We start from the raw sequence: 20,061 nt of genomic DNA, 5'->3' as shown, positions 1-20,061 counted from the left end.
GTTAGGGAGAGAAGTCTCAGTTGATCATCCCTCCTTTAGTTTGAATTAGTTTATCAATGGTTTCTTGAAAGAGTTCATCCGTCACCATGATGCCTTTATGAGATTGATTTCTAAAGGATAGACATAAATTAGCCGCATAAATAGGAGATTTTAAAGTTTGTTGATACAGTTGAATAATCTCCCTTTTATCTTCCACTATGGCGTGCATCAGAATAGGACTAAAAAGCCCCATATTCATAAATAGTGGTAATTCGATAATTTCATGAAGTTTGCTTAAAAATTTGGTGCTAACCGCTAATCTGGATAATCTCCCTTGTTGATTTTTTACCAGGGATTTAGTCCCATATATGTAAAAATCTAAAAAGCTATTCTTTTGCGTAAAGTAAACTAATGAATTGGTGACTTTTTCAGTACAAAATATCTCTCCTTCTCCAAAGTTTTTATCATCTTCTGTATCCAACCAAACTTCACGACAAACTAAATATTCTTCTGTCGTTTCAATGTTTAAATTATCGGGATCAAATACTACCACATCAGCATCCATCCAAATAGTTTGCTCATATCCCTGTTCTAAAAATTTTTTCGCTATTTCTAATCTAGCTAAATCAGCAATAACGTTAATTTTACCTTGAGATTTATCTATATACCAATCGGGAACGTAGTTAAAAAAGTTATCTTCTCTTCGGTAGTCAAAGCCTTTTAATTCTGCCCAATTTTTGACTGTTTGCATACAAGTTTCCAGCCAATTTGGTGTTTCGTTTCCCCGATAGGATTGATAAACAATGGTTTTCATATCAATTATTCTCTGTAAAATCCAAAATATTTTAATCCTTCTAAAATGCCATTTGCAAAGTGACTTTTTGCCAGATAGCGATTCCCCGGTGGGGAATTTTCATGCCACTCTAATATTTCTGGCTGGGCATTACCAACGATAATAGCAGGACAAAGCATATTTTCAAACATCGCCAGATCGTTACTTGAATCTCCGCAAATAACAGTTTGTTCATTGGTAAAACCTAAACGTTGTTGCACAAAAACAGCAGATGCAGCTTTATTAGCTGACTCAGGCAATATATCTAAAAATGCACCACCAAAAGCGTCGATCATTTGTACTGCTAAACCATGATTTTGCCAAATAGCTTTTAATCGCGGAAGTGTTACTGATAATCCTTTAGTATTAGTATAATAACTAACCTTAAAGTCCGTTTGTTCTAAGGGAGATTGGGGGACTAGGCAAGGAAATCGGCTGGTTATTTCTATTACTTGTTCTCTATCCCAACCCAGGGAGATTTTGTTTGTCCACTCAGAATCGGGGGTTTCACTACCTGGGTAGTAAATTTCTGTACCCGTTGCCAGGACGAGTATATCAGGTTCTAAGAGTTCTTTTTGAGCGATCAGTTGTTGATAGAGCGGGAGAGATCGCCCTGTGGTGTAACAGATAACTGTACCGTCAATGCGGCGCTGTTTACTTAACCACTGATTTAACTTCTTTAAAGCTAGATCATCACCAACTAAAGTCTGATCTAAATCAGTCACAAATAAAAATTTTGCCACCTTTATTATTGTTATTAATATTTTAAACTGTACATTTAAGTAGGTGAAGACAATAAAACCAAACTGTGTAAAGAAACGTAAAATCGCCCAAAACCTCTTTACTCTTGCGTTTTGCCTTGCTATAACGACAATTTTCAACGCCAACCTACTTATTTAAAATTTACTCGTTGATCATACAAAAATATTACTACTTTATTGCTTTCTTAATATTCTTTAAAGATTTTCTGAAAATAATGTTAATTGGCATTAATTGAGTAAGTCATAAAAATTTATTCTTTAGATATTCTTTATATTTTCTTTAGATTTCAAAAATAGAAAAAATAGTATACATGAACAATACCTTTTCCAAATTAGAAAAAGTCTTGATTCGTAGGTTGGGTTGTGGAGCGTTAGCATTGCGAAGCAATAGAATGAAACCCAACAAATCCGTTGGGTTGCGCTGTCGCTTAACCCAACCTTGTATCTTAGAGATATGTGAGAAGAAGTGGTAGACCGTCCCAACCTGGGTCAGAAAAGACCGCTTTGTAGCAAGGCTTAGGTATACATAAAACAATGACATTAATTACTTGATAGTGTTTATGAATAAAGTACAGCAGCGACTTCATCCATTTTCTAATGATTACTTCCAGCAACTATCTACCCTGGGTGAGAAATTTCAAGTCACAGATCATCAAGGTAAATCTTTTGCTAATTCAGAAGGAATTGATATGGCTGCGGCTTTAGTAGAAAAGCAAAATCAGCAGTGTCGAAAAGTGATATTTATCGGTAATGGAGGAAGTGCAGCCGTAGCTAGTCATCAGGCTATTGACTACTGGCGTAATGGTAATATTCCCGCGATTTGCTTTAACGATGGTGCTTTGGTGACCTGTATTAGTAATGACTTTGGCTACGAACAAGTTTTTAGCAAACCCATTTCTACATTTGCTCAGTCTGGAGATGTTTTGTTTGCAATTAGTAGTTCTGGACAATCACAAAATATTCTTGCTGGTGTTTACCAAGCACTAAAAATGAATTGTCATGTGATTACACTTTCAGCCTTTCAACCTAACAACCCCTTACGTCAACTTGGACATCTAAATTTTTATGTTCCCACGATGTCCTATGGTTTTGCAGAAATCATGCACTTATGTATTTGTCACTGCATTATTGATGGCTTGGTAGAAGGTGCTTTACCTAGTGCAAATGTGAATAACTATCTCAGTTTAAATGAACTAAAAGTATCCTAAAATATTCATCCCATTTATATATAGAAGAAATTCTATCTGTGGTAAACAACAAGATTTAATGATTGCATATTAAATATATGTGACAAGAACTAGAATTGTAGACCTCTTTCTTCAAAAATTGTCAGATATCTAAACCTAGAATCATCAAGTAAATAATGATGTTCTAGTTCTGAATTGTTCGATTTTTCTGTGAACTTTTGTACCAAGATTAGCAATGAAATAAAGATGCAATTAGAAATATATAGAGAAAAAATTATTGACTTTGAAACTTGTGCAGAAGTATTCACTATCTACCATCAAAAAGGACGGAAAATCGTTCTCTGTAATGGGGTATTTGACTTACTACATCCCGGACACATTGCTCATTTACAAGCGGCTAAAGCAATGGGAGACTTATTAGTAATTTCCCTAACTGCTACTCCTTATATTAACCGAGGACCAGGAAGACCAATATTTTCTGATGAGTTGCGTGTTAATTCTATAGCTGCTTTAGCTTGTGTTGATTATGTAATTTTAACTCCCGCCGTCACAGCTTTGGAAGTAATTGAGAAAGTGCGTCCTCATATTTACTGCAAGGGAGATGAATATGCGGAAACAGAGAAAGATGTAACCCACAATATTGATAAAGAAATCGCTCAAGTAAGAGCTTACGGAGGTGACATTCGCTATACTCAAGAAATTACTTTTAGCTCTACACGACTGATTAATAATTATCTTGATGTTATCCCTCCAGAATTAAAACGTTATGCCAATGATTTTAGTCAACAATATGCTTTTGAGGATATTAGAAATGCGATAGAAGCAATGCAGGATCTCAATGTTTTGGTGTTGGGGGATATTATTATTGATGAGTTTGTTCACTGTACAGTTCAGGGATTAACCTCAAAAGGAAGAGCGCCATCAACCCGCTTTGTGAAAAAAGAACAACATTTGGGGGGAGTTTTTGCGATCGCTAACCATCTCAGTAGTTTTGCCAAATCTGTCACCCTAGCTAGTACCATTGGTGATGAACCAAATGTACATCATTTGATTGCTAATCATATTGATGGTACGCTGCATCTTAATTTACATTGTGTAGAAAACTATTCTACAGTAACAAAGTGTCGTTATATTGAACAACAAGGGAAAACCAAGGGTTATACCCAATTATTTGCGATTAATTCCATAGACGAAGAAGGACTAGCACCCCAAGAACGAGAAAAACTTTTAGATGCTTGGGAAAAACTGTTAAAAAACTGCGATTTAGTGGTTTTGGCGGATTATGGTCATGGATTAATTGATGCTGAAGCAATTGAATTAATTCAATCACAAGCACCATTTTTAGCCTTAAACTGTCAAACTAATAGTGCTAATTACGGTTATAACCTAATTAGTAAATATAAGCGAGCCGATACATTTTGTGTAGATGAACAGGAAATTCGTCTGGCATTTTCTAATCGTTATGGTAATCGAGAAGAGTTACTAAAACGGTTGCAATATCATTTAGGAGCGCAACAAGGTTGGTTAACTTTAGGATCTGCTGGTTCTTTGGGAATTAATACTCATGGAGAGATGGAAATTACTCCGGCCATGACACAACAAGTCAAAGATACCACCGGGGCTGGAGATGCCTTTTTTGCCCTAGCCAGTTTGAGTGCTAAGTTAGATTTGCCTGTGCAGTTAGGATCATTTTTAGGAAATTTGGCCGGAGCGATCGCTGCCAATGTTTTAGGAAATGAAAAGCCTGTAGACAAGGGACGCTTATTAAAGTTTGCTAAAACAATTTCCACATTTTAAAAGATAATTAAGGAGTAAATCAATGAATCCAATTCAACAAGTTTTAGTGACCGGTGGTGCTGGTTATGTAGGAGCTATTTTAGTTCCTAAACTTCTGCAAGCTGGATATGGAGTTAAGGTAATAGACTTGTATCTTTATGGCAAAGATGTATTAAATGCCGTTAAAGATCATCCTCATTTAGAAGAGATTGAAGGCGATATCCGCGATCGCCAACTTCTAGAAAAAATCATGCCAGGATGTGATGCTGTCATTCATTTAGCTTGTATTTCCAACGATCCCAGCTTTGAATTAGATCCAGACTTAGGCCGTTCGATTAATTATGATGCCTTTTTTGACTTAGTAGACGTTGCCAAAGATGCCGGAGTGAAGCGGTTTATTTATGCTTCTTCCTCCAGTGTTTACGGCATCAAAGAAATAGAAAATGTCACAGAAGACTTACCCTTAATGCCTTTAACAGACTATTCTCGTTATAAGGCTTTATGCGAAGAAGTCTTATTGAGTAAACGAGAACCAGGTTTTGTTACCTTAGTTTTGCGTCCTGCTACAGTCTGCGGTTATTCCCCCCGTCAGCGACTAGATTTAGTGGTGAATATTCTCACTAACCACGCAATTAATAATGGTAAAATTACAGTTTTTGGTGGTCAGCAAAAACGTCCCAATATCCATATTGAAGATATGACCGATCTGTATCTAAAATCTCTACAATGGTCAGATGAAGCGATTGACGGTAAAATATTTAACGCTGGCTATGAAAATCATACCTTGATGGAAATTGCCGAGATGACCCGTCAAGTAGTGGGAGAATCTGTAGAAATTATGACTACACCCACCGACGATCTGCGTTCATACCATATTTCTTCAGAAAAAATTAAGCAAGAACTGGGATTTGTCCCTGCACATACTATAAAGGAAGCGATCGAAGATTTAGCTTCAGCATTTAAAGCTAATCAGATTCCCAATTCTCTCACAGATACTCGTTACTATAACGTGAAAGTAATGAAAGAAATTAATTTCCGGTAAAACTTACCCCAAACAATCATCTGTAGGGAGGGAACAGGCCGTTTAACCCTACAGATAATGTGTAACGTTAAGGTTGGGAAAAGACCTGTTTTTAAGTATAAATCCTTCTACAAGAGATCGTATGTTAGCGATCAATGTAGAACCCGGTGTTGTCGCTTTTTATGAAGGAGAAAATACCTTTGATGAAGTACATAGAGGATTAATTGAAGAAGGATTTTGGCTATTAAGTCTCAACTTACAGAACCATTCTCGAATTAAGCAAAGCACCCGAAAAGCACTCTCTGATAAATTTGATCAGCAGCAGATTCCACCCATTCAATTTGATCAATTACCAGGGAGTCCTATAGTAGTGTGTTAATTCTGAATCCCTTATCCCATAAGACTTCATGCACAAAATGTGTCGCATATTTTTATGAGAAAGTGCCTGGAACAGATGCTTTCGGTGTAAACTACGGTAACACCAATAATTTCCCAGGAAATCGCTCCAAAACACACAAAATTAACATACTAGCTATGAACCCTATTTTGCAACAAATTCAACACCATGCTGCCGCTCTACCGATATCATCGCAAGCGGAGTTACTGAATTATGCTGTTTACTTAGAACAAAAAGCACGAGAAAAAACGCCTATCACTTCAAACCAAGCAAGGCGCGAAGGTTTGGCGCAAGCATTGACGCAGGCGGTGGCGTTAAATCCTTTTGCAGAAATTGCTGATCCAGTTGTTTGGCAGCGTGAACAACGTCAAGATCGCAATTTATTCGGGAGAGACAATGCTGATTGATAGCAATTTAATTATTTACGCCACTCAGCCGCCATATACGCAGTTGCGTAGCTGGTTGGTGAATTATGCCACGCATTATTCTGCGATTAGGGAACACCAAAAAATAAATTACCCAATTTTGTGGGATGGTCATCCTGCCCGTCCTTGATGATTAGCGGGCAATTCGTCCCGCACCACAAGAAATTTTTGGGTATTTTTTTAATTGGAAGTCCCTTAATCAGCTTCAGTAAACATCGCAATCAAGCGATTCGCTGGTTTAGCCATTGCCACATACAAACTTTTTGGTAAAGACCATTGATTACCGGGCTTATTGGGGTCAAGATAAAACTTGCATAAACCTTCAATAAATTGTTTCATTTTGGAGATTTCATAACCCCATGCTTTTAATGATGGTAAAACTTCCGTTTCTACTATTGTTAATAATTCATCTCGTTTGCTAGTTACTCTCATGGCATTAAAAATAGTCCATGCCATTTCTAATGCTTCCAGAGTACCATCATTACCTCCTTGATAAAACCATTCAATATCAAAATCAATCATTCGCACATTTCCCTGGGTATCAATCATTTCATTCCCAGTCCAGCGATCAGCATAAATAATTCCCTGTCTGTGAGCTAAATTCATTTCTTGTAGAACCTTCGGCAAAAATTTGACTTCTCCAGTTTCTAGAAATTCCAACAAAGTTTTCCCTGTTACATATTCAATCAGCATCCAATCTTGATCTGCATGGATTAATTTAGGAACTGGTAAGCCGACAGCTAATGCCCGTTTGATAAAATCAACTTCATCTCCAATATTTCTGAGTTTAAAAGAACCGCCATTTTGGATAAAGCCAGTGGCTTCATACATATACTGCATATAAGCATCACCAGCTTCAGTGGAAATATCCCGTCTGGCACGAAAAACGCAGCGATCTGTGGCTGTTGTAATCAATAAGATATGATTAAATAATCCTTCTGATTGGGGTTTTTCTATTGTTGCTGTTTTACCTCCAGGTAAATAAGCTAAAGCACTTTCCAATCCCTGAGCGATATTTGTTGGTAGTGTATTCTTTAAATTTTCTGCAATTGAATTTTTCATTAGCTTTAACCAATACTTAATTTTAAACTAATTGCTAAGAAATCAAAAAACTCAGCCAGAATTTGATCATAGTGAGAGGCAAATTCAAGCTGATTAATTTCCTCTCGACTAAAATAGGCTAATTTTTGTCCTTCGTGTAGGGTTATTTGAGAAATATCTAAATCCAGCCGAGTCCAAAAAATGTGTTCATCACATTCTTGCCAAAAATAAGACTTAAAGAATTTAATTTCGCCTAATTCCAGTTCCATTTCTTCAACTAATTCTCGGCGAATAGCTGCTTCTGCAGATTCATTTTTCTCTATATATCCTCCCAGGAATGCCCAAGTGTTAGGAAAAGGAATAGAGCTTTTATTATCTCGAAGTACAAGTAAAACTTGCTGCTGACTGTTGAGAATAATTATGTCAGCCCCTGGCGCTTCTCTCATTTTAACTCTAATTTAATAAACTTTAATTATTATATGATCAAGAACTAAAATTAGAAAAATAATCTTTATTCTTTAATGTTTTCATCAAAGGTCAAAAAGAAGGACAGCAAGTGGTAATTAACTCACTAATACCAAATTAAGATGAAACTGCATAGAATAAGATTTCAAGAATAATTGACCGCAGATAAACGCAGATGTAACCGCGTTAGCGGCTTCCCGTAGCTTGCGTGGCGTTCGCGGTAGCGTGCCGGAGGCATCAGCCATAGGGTATGCAGATAAATACGGATGAATTAATGGATTTCATGATTCTGTGCAGCCTTACATAAAATTGGTATAACTCACTTCCCTCTTTAAGCCGATTTAATTTTCAACAGTTGTCAGAGAAACTGCATTAACTTCAGTATCACTACTCAAAGATTTTGGTAAATACACTAGCATTGTCACCATTTTGGCAAACATAAATAATATAATGGATAGCCACAAAAGATAGTTGTTGTGAAAATACCAAGCTGCTATAGCTGATGGGATAAATCCCAAAGTAGCAGAGATCAAACTGACATTACGAACAATTTTCCCTTCTGCTAATCCTAAGAAATATCCTTCCAGCATTGAGGCAACAGAATTGAATATAAGTATGAAGCATAAACACCAAATATAGGTATCAATATGTTCAGTAATTTCCGTATGGTTGGTTAATATGCCAAAGACAGCCTGGGGAAAGAAAACACAAATTGTAGCTACAGTGAGTCCTATCAATAAGCTGCTGGCAACTGAAACTTTCAGCAAGGGTAACAATTTCTCTTTTGAATCTTTACCTTTCAAGTTTCCGCTTAAGGTTTCGGTAGCAAATCCCATTCCGTTAGTTAAGTAAACATTTAGATGTGTTATCTGTCCTAATAAAGAATTTTGGGTAAAGAGTATCGTTCCCATCATGGCACTCAGATTACTAAAAATAGTAAAGACAGACATCTCACTTATAGTTCTAATCAAGATATCTCTATTGAGAGCCAACATAGTTTTCAACTCTGAAAAATCCATGATTTGTGGGCTAACTGCGCGGATTTCTTGCCACTGAACTTTCCGACTAGCTAAGAGGATGCCGATAAACAACATTAAGTATTGGCTAGATGCTTGAGATACTCCAGCCCCTACACTATTCCAACCCCATTGAATAATAAATAAGTAGTTTAAAATTATATTGGCTGCATTGCCAATAACTGAAAGTACCACAACCTTACTATTCTCCTCTCGTCCCAGTAACCAACCAATGAGAACGAAGTTCAGTAAAACAGCAGGCGCTCCCCAAATGCGAGCATTGAAATAGTCAATGCCGGCAGCTTTAACATCAATATCAGCACTCAAGAGCGAAAAACCTACCTCTCGCAAAGGATACTGCAAAATTAACAGTACGATACCTAATCCCAAGGCGATTAAGCCATTGCGTAGTCCCACTAGCAGTGCAGCCTCTTGATCATCTGCTCCCACAGCTTGAGCGGTTAACCCAGTGGTTCCCATACGTAAGAACTCAAGAATCAAATAGACGAGGTTAAACAAGATATTAGCTATGCAAACCCCTGCTAAGGCATCAATTTCTTGCAGATGACCCAAAAAAGCTACACTGATTAAACCCGCTAGAGGAATCATCAGGTTTGAAAGAATATTAGCGATCGCAAGACGGTAGAAACGAGGGAGAAAGTCATACTGTTCTGTTCGTGTTAAGTTCATGAGTTAATTCAGTATTTAGCTTACTGGTTGGATTTTAGACCGAGTTGAGTCGAGATATAGACGAATTTGTTACCCGCTTGAGTTCCTCGATTCTTAAGTCCTCATCAGCAGTAGAATTGTCAACAAAGGTATTTTCTTGCCCATAATTAACACTTAGGAGTGCAGGTTCTGGTATTTCAGTATCCGGTATTAAATTATCAACAGAGCCACTTATCTACCCATTATTACTACCTTGAAGCAGTGGTTCTCCTGAAACTGGATCTAGCTGTGTGCCATTCCCAACAAACGCGCTCTGTAACGCGTTGTTAACAACTTCCTCTGCTGGTTCTGGTGTTACCATAGCTGGTGTGCCATCCTCAACAGAATCTATTTGCCCCCCGTTATTGCCATTTGGGGTTGATGTTTCTGGTAAAACAGGGGATTGTTAATCGCCAAAAGCCTGAAACGACGGATTTTCGTTCATGCACATCATGGTTAATTTGTACAGTGCGTAAGTCCTAGTAACAATCTTTTTCCCCATAAATCTGGTTTTCCATAAATCTGGTTAGTTGGGTTTCTGGTTTCATATCTAGCATACTGGAAATTGGTGTAGGAAAATCTATTTGGTATAAAGCTAGTTCCCATTCAAACTAACTTTTTGAGCATTCAAACTAAATAGACTGTTGAGGAACTGTAAGATCCACCAATTTGATAGCCTCTACAATTTCCCTGACAGGAGGACAAGATAGCTAGAAGGTAGATAAGGCAAGCTCCATAGCTCTTTGCCCTTTGATGTAATCCTTCAAACGATAGCGGCTAAATCGCATTAGTTCTTCTATACTTTTTTGGAACATTTGATGTACCCCACGTCAAAAATCTCAACTTACTGATGGGGATGTAGAAACCCCATCTTCAACGAAGTAAGATGGGGTAGTTTATGTAATGTTACGCATTTATGGCCAAAATAGCAAAAGTTTTGATTGGAGTTAATTGATTGTCGGAATTGCTCTTATCAACGAGTCCCAAGCCATTTATAGTTGAAATTATCTGTTAATGCTTAAAAAATTGTGAAAGCTATTACTTTACTGGGTTCTACTGGCTCAATTGGGACGCAAACCTTAGATATCGTCTCTGAACACCCCGATAAATTCCGCATCGTTGGATTGTCCGCTGGACGGAATGTGGAGCTATTCGCGGCGCAAATTCGCCAGTTTCGTCCCCAAATTGCCGCCATTTCTGCTGCTGAAAAGTTACCGGAACTCAAAGAAGCCATTAAAGACTTAAATCCTCAGCCCATTTTACTGGCTGGGGAAGCGGGAGTCATAGAAGTTGCTCGTTATGGCGATTCTCAAACAGTAGTTACTGGTATTGTTGGTTGTGCTGGCTTATTACCGACCATTGCAGCTATTGAAGCGGGGAAAGATATTGCTTTAGCCAATAAAGAAACTATCATTGCTGGCGCTCCTGTGGTGTTACCTTTGGTGAAAAAACACGGGGTGAAACTATTACCAGCAGATTCCGAACATTCTGCTATTTTTCAATGTTTGCAAGGTGTTCCTAAAGATGGTTTACGGAAAATATTACTTACTGCTTCCGGTGGTGCTTTTCGAGATTGGCCTGTGGAAAAGTTACCAGAGGTAAAGGTTGCTGATGCTATTAAACATCCTAACTGGTCAATGGGGCGAAAAATCACGGTAGATTCGGCAACTTTGATGAATAAGGGTTTAGAAGTAATTGAAGCTCATTATTTATTTGGAGTAGATTACGATAACATCGAAATTGTCATTCATCCTCAAAGTATTATTCACTCGTTAATAGAATTACAAGATACGTCTGTTTTAGCTCAACTTGGTTGGCCAGATATGCGTTTACCTTTGCTTTATGCTTTATCTTGGCCGGAGCGAATTTACACTAATTGGGAAAGATTGAATTTAGTTAAATCTGGTGATTTAACTTTCCGTGAACCAGATCATCACAAATATCCTTGTATGGGTTTGGCTTATGCTGCGGGTAAGGCTGGTGGTTCTATGCCGGCGGTGTTGAATGCGGCTAATGAACAAGCTGTGGCGTTATTTTTAGAAGAGAAAATTCACTATTTGGATATTGCTCGCTGTATTGAATTTGTCTGCGATCGCCATCAAAATGATAACACACAAAATCCCTCTTTAGATGACATTTTAAATGCTGATAAATGGGCTAGACAAGAAGTTTTCACAGCTATGAAAAAGGTAGCAACTCAACCACAGATAATTTCTGTTGGTTAAAAGTTAGCATAATCCTACACTGTACCGAATAGGATTAGTGTAGGATTATATTTTATCTATTTTCTTGGGTTACTCTAGAGATACACCTTATTGTTTATCAAAAAAATGCCAATATAGTTTTGTAGTTGTAATTTTTAGCTTTTCGTCTACCGTTAATTAACCCTTGCACCTAATAAATGTTTGCTGCGTCAAATCAACTGCTATGGTCTATGATAGGCTTGCTCCTCACAATGGGTGGTACTTTTCTAGAAGCCTATGGTATTACCGCACCTTGGAACTGGAGTCAGCACGGAATTGGGACCTTTTCATTAGGTGTCAGCTATCAAATTGGTGCAGTGCTGTTAGTAGGCTGTTTAGGAGGTCAAAATGCTGGTGCGCTCTCGCAAATTGCCTATTTAGTCATGGGATTAACCTTACTGCCAGTATTTGCCGAAGGCGGCGGTATCGGTTATGTTAAGCTATCTCAGTTTGGCTATTTGTTGGGTTTTATTCCCGGAGCTTGGATTTGTGGTTATTTAGCCTTTAAAGCTAGACCTCGGCTAGAAACTCTGGCTTTTAGTTGTTTTTGTGGCTTATTCACTGTTCACATCTGCGGTATTGCTTATTTAATTATTAGTTATATTCTGCCTTGGAAAGGAACAGAAAATTTATCCCTAATTCAAGCTATCCTCAAATACTCCTGCTTTGCACTACCAGGGCAACTAGTAGTTGTTTGTGCTGTCACCATAGTAGCTTATCTGCTACGACATATAATGTTTTATTAGTCATTGGCCATTGGTCATTGGTCATTGGTTATTGGTCATTGGTCAGTAGCAAAGAAGAACAACTGACAACTAACAAAGAACAACTGACAAATTTATTATGCGGATAAAAAATCGCTTCTTCTGGATTGCTGCTTTGATAGCATTTTTATTAGACCAATTGACAAAATACTGGGTAGTGCAAACCTTTAACCCAGGACAAACACTGCCCTTACTCCGGGGGATATTTCATTTCACTTATGTTACTAATACAGGTGCAGCTTTTAGTTTATTAAGTGGCAAGGTAGAGTGGTTACGGTGGCTATCTTTAGGTGTAAGTTTAGTATTAATGACCATTGCATTATCGGGACCATTGTTAAGTTTTTGGGAGCAATTGGGTTATGGTTTGATTTTAGGAGGAGCAATGGGCAATGGTATTGATAGATTTGCCTTAGGGTACGTCGTTGATTTTCTCGATTTTCGATTAATTAATTTTGCCGTATTTAATTTGGCTGATTCTTTTATTAGTATTGGCATTGTCTGTCTGTTAATTGCTTCATGGCAACAAACACCAAGTAATTAAAATTTTTTATGAGTTCCCCCCAACCTCCTCAAAAACCAACAACTCTACTTGGTCAAGTGACTCAAGCAGTAAGTACTATTCAAGCTAGAGTAAGTTCTTCCATAAAGCTCAAACCCAACGCTAAAGTACCAAAACTGTTAGTACATGATGCCGGGGCAAATACAAGGGAAGAACATAATCTGTTAGGCGATCGCCATATTCTCGGACGTAGTTCTAAATCTTGTGATTTCGTCGTCCGTAACCAAGTTGTCAGCGCAATTCACCTCTCACTCTCGCGGGATTCCACCCAAAACACTTCCGCTTTCACCATCAAGGATGAAAACTCCACCAACGGTATTTATCTGGGCAAAAGGCGGATAAATGCTCTAGAACTGCGTCATGGTGATGTTATTACCTTGGGACCCCCTCAACTAGCTGCTTCTGTGAGTGTGCAATACATAGACCCACCAGATTGGTATGTGAAAGCTGCTACTTGGACAGCCTATGGGATCGGTGGTGTTACAGTTTTGATTGCCTTGTCCATAGGTGTAGAATGGATGAAATTTTCTGTCAGACCCTTACCTACAGCGACTAAAGCCCCTGTGGTTGTTTATGCCCGTGATGGCTCAACCCCACTGCGTGAGCCGCGAAATATCGCTCACACAGACCTGAAAAAAATATCTGACTTTGGACCATATTTGGCCTCTGCTGTTGTAGCTTCCGAGGACAGTCGTTATTATTGGCACTTTGGGGTAGATCCCTTGGGTGTGTTGCGAGCCTTACTGATTAACAGTCGTAGCGGCGATGTCCAACAGGGAGCAAGTACAGTTACCCAGCAAGTAGCTCGGAGTTTATTCCGTGAATATGTAGGTAGTCAAGACTCTTTAGGACGGAAAGTAAAAGAAGCTGTCGTCTCCCTCAAGTTAGAAACTTTTTACAGTAAAGATGATATTTTACTAACTTACTTAAATCGAGTCTTTTTAGGCGCAGATACTTCCGGTTTTGAAGATGCAGCTAAATATTATTTCAACAAATCAGCCAAAGAATTAACTCTGGCCGAAGCAGCAACCTTAGTAGGGATTTTACCTGCTCCCAATGCCTTTGATTTTTGTGGCAGTGGTCCGCGGAAACTCGGAGCAGCCGATTATCGGAATCGAGTCATTAAGCGACTGCTGGAAATGGGTAAAATCACCCAAGAAGAAGCCAACCGCGCCCGTCGTTCTACCGTCCAAATTAGCCCTAAAGTTTGTGAAAGACAAGCCAAAACCATTGCGCCCTATTTTTATGATTACGTCTTTCAAGAACTGACATTAAGACTAGGTCCGGCAGCAGCAAGAGAAGGTAACTATATCATTGAAACCCAACTTGATCCAGCTATCCAAGCCAAAGCGGAAACAGAGTTAAAAAATTCCATCACCAAAGACGGCTCGAATTTTGGTTTTTCCCAAGGGGGAATGGTGACTCTCAACGCGAAAACTGGGGGTATTGTCGCGATGGTAGGAGGGACTGATTACAGAAAAAGCCAGTTCAATCGCTCTGTGCAAGCCCAACGTCAGCCAGGTTCTACGTTTAAAATTTTTGCTTACACTGCGGCCATGGAAAAAGGGATTTCCCCATATAGAAGTTATTCTTGTAGTCCTTTAACTTGGCAAGGTTTTACTTATAGACCCTGCCGATCTGGTGCTGGTGGTAGTTTAGATATAGCAACTGGCTTGGCACTTTCAGAAAACCCCATTGCTTTGCGGGTAGCAAAAGAAATTGGCTTGAATAAAGTAGTAGATATGGCGCAGCGGTTGGGTGTGAAATCTGATCTGGAGGCAGTTCCAGGCTTGATATTAGGTCAAAGTGTCGTTAATGTTTTAGAAATGACCGGGGCATTTGGAGCAATTAGCAATCGTGGAGTGTGGAATCCTCCTCATGCTATTAGTAAAATTCGAGACAGTAGTGATTGTAAGGATCTTAAAGATCTACAAACCTGTCGGGTAATTTACTCTTTCGATACCGATCCAAATGGTAACAAACGAGTTATCAAAAAAGAAGTTGCCAATCAAATGACTACTTTGATGCGGGGAGTAATTACTAATGGTACAGGTCGTAGCGCCGCTATTGGTTTAGGGGAAGCAGGTAAAACCGGGACAACGAATAATAATGTTGATCTCTGGTTCATTGGTTTTATTCCCAGTCGTCAACTTGTCACCGGCATTTGGCTAGGAAATGATAATAATTCCCCTACATCTGGCAGCAGCGCCCAAGCGGCACAACTTTGGGGTAATTATATGGGGAAAATTACTAAATAATTAAAAATTAATAATTAAAAATTAAAAAATTGGATTCTTCTTTTTTAATTTTTAATTTTGCATTTTTAATTACTTATACTTATATCCTTTCCAAGGTTTGACTTCTAATTCACCTTTAGGGGTAAAGACTACTCGAAAATGAGCTAGTGCTTCTTTATTATCGGGTGCAGCTACATTTGAGCCATAAACTGATTGGAACATCTGGGGTAAAGGTGTCTCCCGGAAGTAGTCAAAAGCAACTTGGTTGAGTGGTTCATAGTCAGCAATCACACCTTCTTTATTCACCGCTACTCGATATTTCAAGTTGCTGGCAAAGGTGGGAGTCACACTCCAATTTTGACGAATTGTACTATACAGCTTTTGATTTAGATCTGTGATTTTACTGGTGTCAGTAATTTTTTTGCCAGTTACTTCTGGTGTTTTGGCGTATCCTAGCCAGGGACTAATTTCTAAAAACCTTTTTTGGGTAAATACGACTTTGAATTGAGCAATAGGTTCATTCGGGACGCGATTAGCAGGATTATGGAGCAGTTTAGGTAGTGGTGTTTTATCTATTGCGTCACTAGCTTTCTGATTGACTGCTTTATAACCAACGATACTACCATCGGCGGCGACACCTAAACGATAGACTAAATCCTCTGGCAATTCTGAGCGATTTACCCAAGCTGGATGAATTTGGTTATAAACTTGGCGATTTAATGCCCGTAATTGAGATGGATCTTTTATTTCTGGAACTGTCTTTAAAAGTGTTTCTAAATCTTGAACTGCGGTAGGGGTTGCTGATGTTGTGGGTGTAGTTGTGGGTGTAGTTGTAGGGGTTACTGCTACTGTGGGCGTGGGAATAGAAGTGCTGGACTCAACCCCTGGGTTGACTTGAGGTGGACTGATTTGAGGTGCAGGAATTAAGCTAAAAGCCAATGCAGCTACGGCTAGACTGGATACGCCCATGGTAGCCGGGATTGCCTGTTTGAGTAAGGTTTGATTTGAACCACTATAACTGCGATTAACTGGGTGTAGTTCTAGGGATAATTCTGGTAAAGTCTGGCTGTCAGCAAAAAACTGATCTACGGCTTCAACTAAATCAAATAATTGGACTGTGTTCAGGACAATTTGAATGGGTTGTCCTTCGCTGGTGTTTCCCCCCATGTCTCCTGTGATTTCAGTGTGAACAGTTAATCTGTGGCTGTTGCTGTTAATTTTTTGTAATTCAACTAACTCTGAATTATGATTCTGAACTTGAGGGTTGGGGATATTGCTTAAAACTTCTTGGGCGTAGGCGCTGACTGCTCTAACTAAGCTTTCAAAAAATTCCCTGCCACCAACAATGGGTTGAGTATAACTAGATATATAGCATTCTGCATTCACTAATATAGATAGTTGGGGACGCAGTTCTTGAAAGTTAGCAGTCTGTGTCATGTCACTTAACCCCTCTAGGAGCAGGGTACAATTAGGCAAACTATATTTACGTTGGATATTCATAAAACCTCGTGGGAAGTGGGAAACTCAGTCCCTTTAGGGACCAGAGGGATAGTATGGCTAACGCCACGCTACGCTATCGACATGGCTCACCAGCCGCGACTCAAGGGATTTTAATCCCCGTCAATCTTAAAATGCGTAATCATAGCCATCTTTGCGGTGAATGATTTTGCAGTATTTATAACTAATACCCTGAACTAATTTTGATGCAGAAATATTGAAAGAACCTGTTGCTCTAACTGCAACACGACCAATATATTTACCGATTTTCTTCCCAGTAGTAACAATTGCTTTCACAATATCACCGGTCTGAAAACCTTTGACAAATTTAATTCTCGGCACATATCGAGATGGAAAACCAAACTTGTCAGTCCGACACATTTGACGAGTTCCATGCCCTGTTGCTTTGATTAGCAAAGGCTTGTTCGTTAAAATTTCCAATTCTCCAATTTGTCCAACACAAGCAGCATCTAGCCAATGAGTTTTAGGAAAGTTTAATCTAGTTCGGTTGAACTTAGTTTGACCACCAGAACCAGTGAAAACGGGTAAACCAGTTTCTTGAAGTCGGCTAAACAATGCCCAACGGGTAGAGTTCACAGCCGCCGCATCTTTTAAAGGTCGTTTTGCTTGTGCCAGAATACATTTGAGAAGATCCGGTTTCTTAGCCAGGAAGTCTTTAATATCCTGAGTGCCTTTTTTGATATTGCACTTCTCGCAAGCAAGACAAAGATTAGAAATCCGATTAGTGCCACCTCTGGCTTGAGGATGAATATGCTCAACTTGCAAGGGAACATTCTCAATCCCACAGTAAGCACATTTTCTCTGCCATTTCTCAAGTAGATACTCACGGACTTCGTACCCGGACAAAGTGCCTTGCTGATATTCAATACCTGATATTTCTGGATTGTCTATTTGTTGCAAGTCAAACCTGACAAGCTCTTGAGATATCCTTGTGATGGGAATAAACTTAATGAGTTTGTTAACCCAAGTTAAGGTAGTCTCAACTCGATGCTGCAAACTTGGAGCTAACCAATTTTCTGTCCTAGTTCTATTCAAGAATCTGGCTTGACGATAGCGAGTATGGCGGTTTCGTCTCCCCCTGCGGAGTGAGCGACGGGATTCTAGGGAAGCTTTAATTGCACTTCCTCGATGAGAAAGTTCTACACCAAAAATGATTTTCTCTCCCTGAACCAATGCTATGCCCGTAGTTTTTGAACCAGGGTCTATTTTGAGTTCTATCGCTTGGTTAACAATATCTGAGCATGACTTGTTTAAGATGATAGTAAAGGGGTACATCCTAAATAAAGCAGCTTTTCCAGAATCCAATAATTTCCTTGCTACCGAGGGATGACAAGGGCTTAAAGGTTGTTTGTTTGTGTCGAGAACTAATGCGTAATTTGACATTTCTGCCTCTCTGATTGCTCAGGTGATGTTCGCTTTGACCTTGTTATCTGAGCTTTTTAGGCTTGCAACACTGTTTCAGTGACTTTAAAACTGTTTAATTACAAACGACAGAGCGGAAAACTAGTGAAGCAGCGCGGTCTTGGGGGTTTCCCCCATGAGCGACTGCTGAACCCCGAAGGGGCGTCGCATTCTCCGGTGTCTTGACTCAAATAACGGCTACCCTACCCTACGGGACGCTTCGCGAACGACTACGCTCAGGGTGGTCTGGTCAGTACAGCTTGCTTGATTACTCTTACAAGCTCAGTGGCTTTAGCCCTGAGTTACTGACTTCTATTTATTCTACCTCACCGTCAAAAAGAGAAATCCAGTACCGTTGCATTCCCGCTGTACCTGTACAAAATAGTAATTTTCCTAATAAGTCTATAGCTAGTTCATCTAATTTTTCATTAGAAGTTAATGCTAGGACACCGGAACGACGGGAATTCATCCGACTTTTAAAATGCGCTCTAAACCTTTCTAGGTAATTAGCTAATCTTAAATTTTGTTCTGGGGGAATCTGCTTCTCAGCCAATTGTTGATATATGGTTAGTAGTTGGCGGATCACAACTGTTAAGCGTCGAGAAATGTAGCAGGCAATAACTACTAACGCTTTGGCTTCTAAAATATCTAAAGGCCGGCGACTATGCGCTCTCCGCATGGGGTTAGATGCTCGCATCCGCCATAAGTTTACCCGATTTTTGATGATCCCTTGGAGGTCTAATTCTTCAGCAAAGGACAAAATGGCTTCAGAACCGCCTATTTCTAAGGCTTCAATGGCTAGTAACATCAAATCTATTTGCAATCTAGTTCTGGCTGGACATACCTGACCAGCGATCGCTGGATCTGGTAAAGTATCCAAAATCATGGGCATTCCCTGAGCTTTTGGGATGTTTAAAGATGTGACACTAGCAGAGACGTTCATTCTATCAAATACCTTATACGTTTCCAATAAACTGATTTACTTATCCGTCCACCGCTAATTGCTGGCGCGATATGGCAGTTCAATTATATACATTACTTAGTTTTTCTACCCAAATATTTGCATATACATTAAATTTTCAAATTCTTGGTGATCGTCAATGACATTATAGGGTAGGATTTGGCAGAGATTAGGAAAATTTTCGCTTCTTGCCCTTTGTTTCTTCATTGACCACTAACTACTTAGGTAAATAATATGGATTTAAGATCTCTGATTCGTGAGATACCGGATTTTCCTAAGCCGGGAATTTTATTTCGAGATGTCACTACTCTATTAAGCGACCCGGACGGATTGCGTTATACTATTGATTTTTTAGCACAAAAATGTTCTGAAATTGAACTTCAAGTAGATTATATTATTGGTATGGAGTCAAGAGGGTTCATTTTTGGTGCGCCTGTTGCTTATAAATTAGGTGCTGGTTTTATTCCTGTTCGGAAAAAAGGGAAATTACCGGCAGCGGTTCACTCAATTGAATATCAACTAGAGTATGGTACAGATACATTAGAAGTACATCAGGATGCTTTAGTGCCAGGTAGCAAAGTTTTAATTGTGGATGATTTGATTGCTACTGGTGGCACTGCCAGTGCAACAGCTAAGTTGGTACAAAAGATTGACTGTGAACTGATAGGGTTTGGGTTTATCATCGAACTAATGGATTTGCAAGGACGGAAACATTTACCTGATGTCCCTATTATCTCACTGGTTCAATATTAGAAAACATAATTGACAAC

General features: G+C 39.1%; 20 protein-coding genes. 11 read left to right on the top strand and 9 right to left on the bottom strand.

All coding sequences use genetic code 11. The features are described from left to right. Nucleotides 1-16: 16 nt before the first annotated feature. Nucleotides 17-793: a hypothetical protein gene (locus FJR06_RS16885; protein WP_168635297.1), complete on the bottom strand. Its 777-nt coding sequence runs from the start codon at nucleotides 791-793 to the stop codon at nucleotides 17-19. Nucleotides 794-798: 5 nt separating this feature from the next. After that, nucleotides 799-1,554: a sucrose-phosphate phosphatase gene (locus tag FJR06_RS16880; protein WP_168651862.1), complete on the bottom strand. Its 756-nt coding sequence runs from the start codon at nucleotides 1,552-1,554 to the stop codon at nucleotides 799-801. 578 nt (nucleotides 1,555-2,132) lie between these two features. Between FJR06_RS16880 and FJR06_RS16875 the strand changes: the two genes are divergently transcribed. The 6 genes from FJR06_RS16875 to FJR06_RS24460 all read left to right on the top strand — a co-directional run bounded on the left by FJR06_RS16875 (nucleotide 2,133) and on the right by FJR06_RS24460 (nucleotide 6,508). Beyond that, nucleotides 2,133-2,780 carry an SIS domain-containing protein gene (locus tag FJR06_RS16875; protein ID WP_168651861.1) on the top strand — a complete coding sequence of 216 codons (648 nt, stop codon included), beginning with the start codon at nucleotides 2,133-2,135 and terminating at the stop codon, nucleotides 2,778-2,780. Nucleotides 2,781-3,005: 225 nt separating this feature from the next. Then, entirely contained in the window at nucleotides 3,006-4,556 is a 1,551-nt protein-coding gene (locus tag FJR06_RS16870) for a PfkB family carbohydrate kinase (protein ID WP_168651860.1), read from the top strand. Nucleotides 4,557-4,578: 22 nt separating this feature from the next. Then, entirely contained in the window at nucleotides 4,579-5,577 is a 999-nt protein-coding gene (locus FJR06_RS16865; RefSeq protein ID WP_015078133.1) for an NAD(P)-dependent oxidoreductase, read from the top strand. 121 nt (nucleotides 5,578-5,698) lie between these two features. Then, the gene (locus FJR06_RS16860; protein ID WP_015078134.1) at nucleotides 5,699-5,935 is read left to right on the top strand and encodes a hypothetical protein; all 237 of its coding nucleotides are present in this window, start codon (nucleotides 5,699-5,701) and stop codon (nucleotides 5,933-5,935) included. A 155-nt stretch (nucleotides 5,936-6,090) separates the two neighbouring features. Then, nucleotides 6,091-6,360, top strand: coding sequence for a hypothetical protein (locus FJR06_RS16855; protein WP_041458174.1), 270 nt, complete (start codon nucleotides 6,091-6,093; stop codon nucleotides 6,358-6,360). Further along, nucleotides 6,350-6,508, top strand: a complete 159-nt coding sequence (locus FJR06_RS24460) for a hypothetical protein (protein WP_254434444.1) — start codon at nucleotides 6,350-6,352, stop codon at nucleotides 6,506-6,508. Before FJR06_RS16855 ends, FJR06_RS24460 begins: the two co-directional genes overlap by 11 nt. A 65-nt stretch (nucleotides 6,509-6,573) precedes the next feature. Here the strand turns inward: FJR06_RS24460 and FJR06_RS16845 are convergent, their stop codons facing one another. From FJR06_RS16845 to FJR06_RS24745, 4 genes are all read right to left on the bottom strand, one after another. After that, nucleotides 6,574-7,440 carry a protein kinase gene (locus FJR06_RS16845; RefSeq protein WP_015078136.1) on the bottom strand — a complete coding sequence of 289 codons (867 nt, stop codon included), beginning with the start codon at nucleotides 7,438-7,440 and terminating at the stop codon, nucleotides 6,574-6,576. 5 nt (nucleotides 7,441-7,445) lie between these two features. Beyond that, nucleotides 7,446-7,865 (bottom strand): NUDIX domain-containing protein, encoded by a 420-nt coding sequence (locus FJR06_RS16840; protein WP_015078137.1) that lies wholly within the window; start codon nucleotides 7,863-7,865, stop codon nucleotides 7,446-7,448. Between the two features lie 360 nt (nucleotides 7,866-8,225). After that, on the bottom strand, nucleotides 8,226-9,590 hold the full coding sequence (gene gntT / locus FJR06_RS16835; protein WP_015078138.1) for a guanitoxin biosynthesis MATE family efflux transporter GntT: 1,365 nt from the start codon (nucleotides 9,588-9,590) through the stop codon (nucleotides 8,226-8,228). 214 nt (nucleotides 9,591-9,804) lie between these two features. Then, nucleotides 9,805-9,930, bottom strand: a complete 126-nt coding sequence (locus tag FJR06_RS24745; RefSeq protein WP_256369513.1) for a hypothetical protein — start codon at nucleotides 9,928-9,930, stop codon at nucleotides 9,805-9,807. Between the two features lie 706 nt (nucleotides 9,931-10,636). Between FJR06_RS24745 and FJR06_RS16825 the strand changes: the two genes are divergently transcribed. From FJR06_RS16825 to FJR06_RS16810, 4 genes are all read left to right on the top strand, one after another. Next, entirely contained in the window at nucleotides 10,637-11,833 is a 1,197-nt protein-coding gene (locus FJR06_RS16825; protein ID WP_015078139.1) for a 1-deoxy-D-xylulose-5-phosphate reductoisomerase, read from the top strand. A gap of 176 nt (nucleotides 11,834-12,009) precedes the next feature. Beyond that, nucleotides 12,010-12,597, top strand: coding sequence for a biotin transporter BioY (locus tag FJR06_RS16820; protein WP_015078140.1), 588 nt, complete (start codon nucleotides 12,010-12,012; stop codon nucleotides 12,595-12,597). Between the two features lie 97 nt (nucleotides 12,598-12,694). Continuing rightward, complete coding sequence (lspA, locus tag FJR06_RS16815; protein ID WP_015078141.1) at nucleotides 12,695-13,156, top strand: signal peptidase II; 462 nt, start codon at nucleotides 12,695-12,697, stop codon at nucleotides 13,154-13,156. Nucleotides 13,157-13,164: 8 nt separating this feature from the next. Next, nucleotides 13,165-15,432, top strand: coding sequence for a transglycosylase domain-containing protein (locus FJR06_RS16810; protein ID WP_168651859.1), 2,268 nt, complete (start codon nucleotides 13,165-13,167; stop codon nucleotides 15,430-15,432). 69 nt (nucleotides 15,433-15,501) lie between these two features. Here FJR06_RS16810 and FJR06_RS16805 read toward each other — a convergent pair whose 3' ends face one another. The 3 genes from FJR06_RS16805 to FJR06_RS16795 all read right to left on the bottom strand — a co-directional run bounded on the left by FJR06_RS16805 (nucleotide 15,502) and on the right by FJR06_RS16795 (nucleotide 19,273). Continuing rightward, complete coding sequence (locus FJR06_RS16805; protein WP_168651858.1) at nucleotides 15,502-16,911, bottom strand: DUF4335 domain-containing protein; 1,410 nt, start codon at nucleotides 16,909-16,911, stop codon at nucleotides 15,502-15,504. 126 nt (nucleotides 16,912-17,037) lie between these two features. Continuing rightward, on the bottom strand, nucleotides 17,038-18,312 hold the full coding sequence (iscB, locus tag FJR06_RS16800) for an RNA-guided endonuclease IscB (protein WP_168651857.1): 1,275 nt from the start codon (nucleotides 18,310-18,312) through the stop codon (nucleotides 17,038-17,040). Between the two features lie 334 nt (nucleotides 18,313-18,646). Further along, nucleotides 18,647-19,273, bottom strand: coding sequence for a DUF3038 domain-containing protein (locus FJR06_RS16795; protein WP_015078145.1), 627 nt, complete (start codon nucleotides 19,271-19,273; stop codon nucleotides 18,647-18,649). 252 nt (nucleotides 19,274-19,525) lie between these two features. On the opposite strand from FJR06_RS16795, the gene FJR06_RS16790 reads away from it, so the two are divergent. Further along, a complete protein-coding gene (locus FJR06_RS16790; RefSeq protein WP_168651856.1) occupies nucleotides 19,526-20,044 on the top strand; it encodes an adenine phosphoribosyltransferase in 519 nt (172 codons plus the stop codon). Nucleotides 20,045-20,061 lie beyond the last annotated feature (17 nt).

The organism is Dolichospermum sp. UHCC 0352 (assembly GCF_009711925.1).
GTDB classification, from domain to species: domain Bacteria; phylum Cyanobacteriota; class Cyanobacteriia; order Cyanobacteriales; family Nostocaceae; genus Dolichospermum; species Dolichospermum lemmermannii.
Note: the sequence above shows the minus strand (reverse complement) of the source record. Positions and strands in the feature narration are given on the sequence as shown.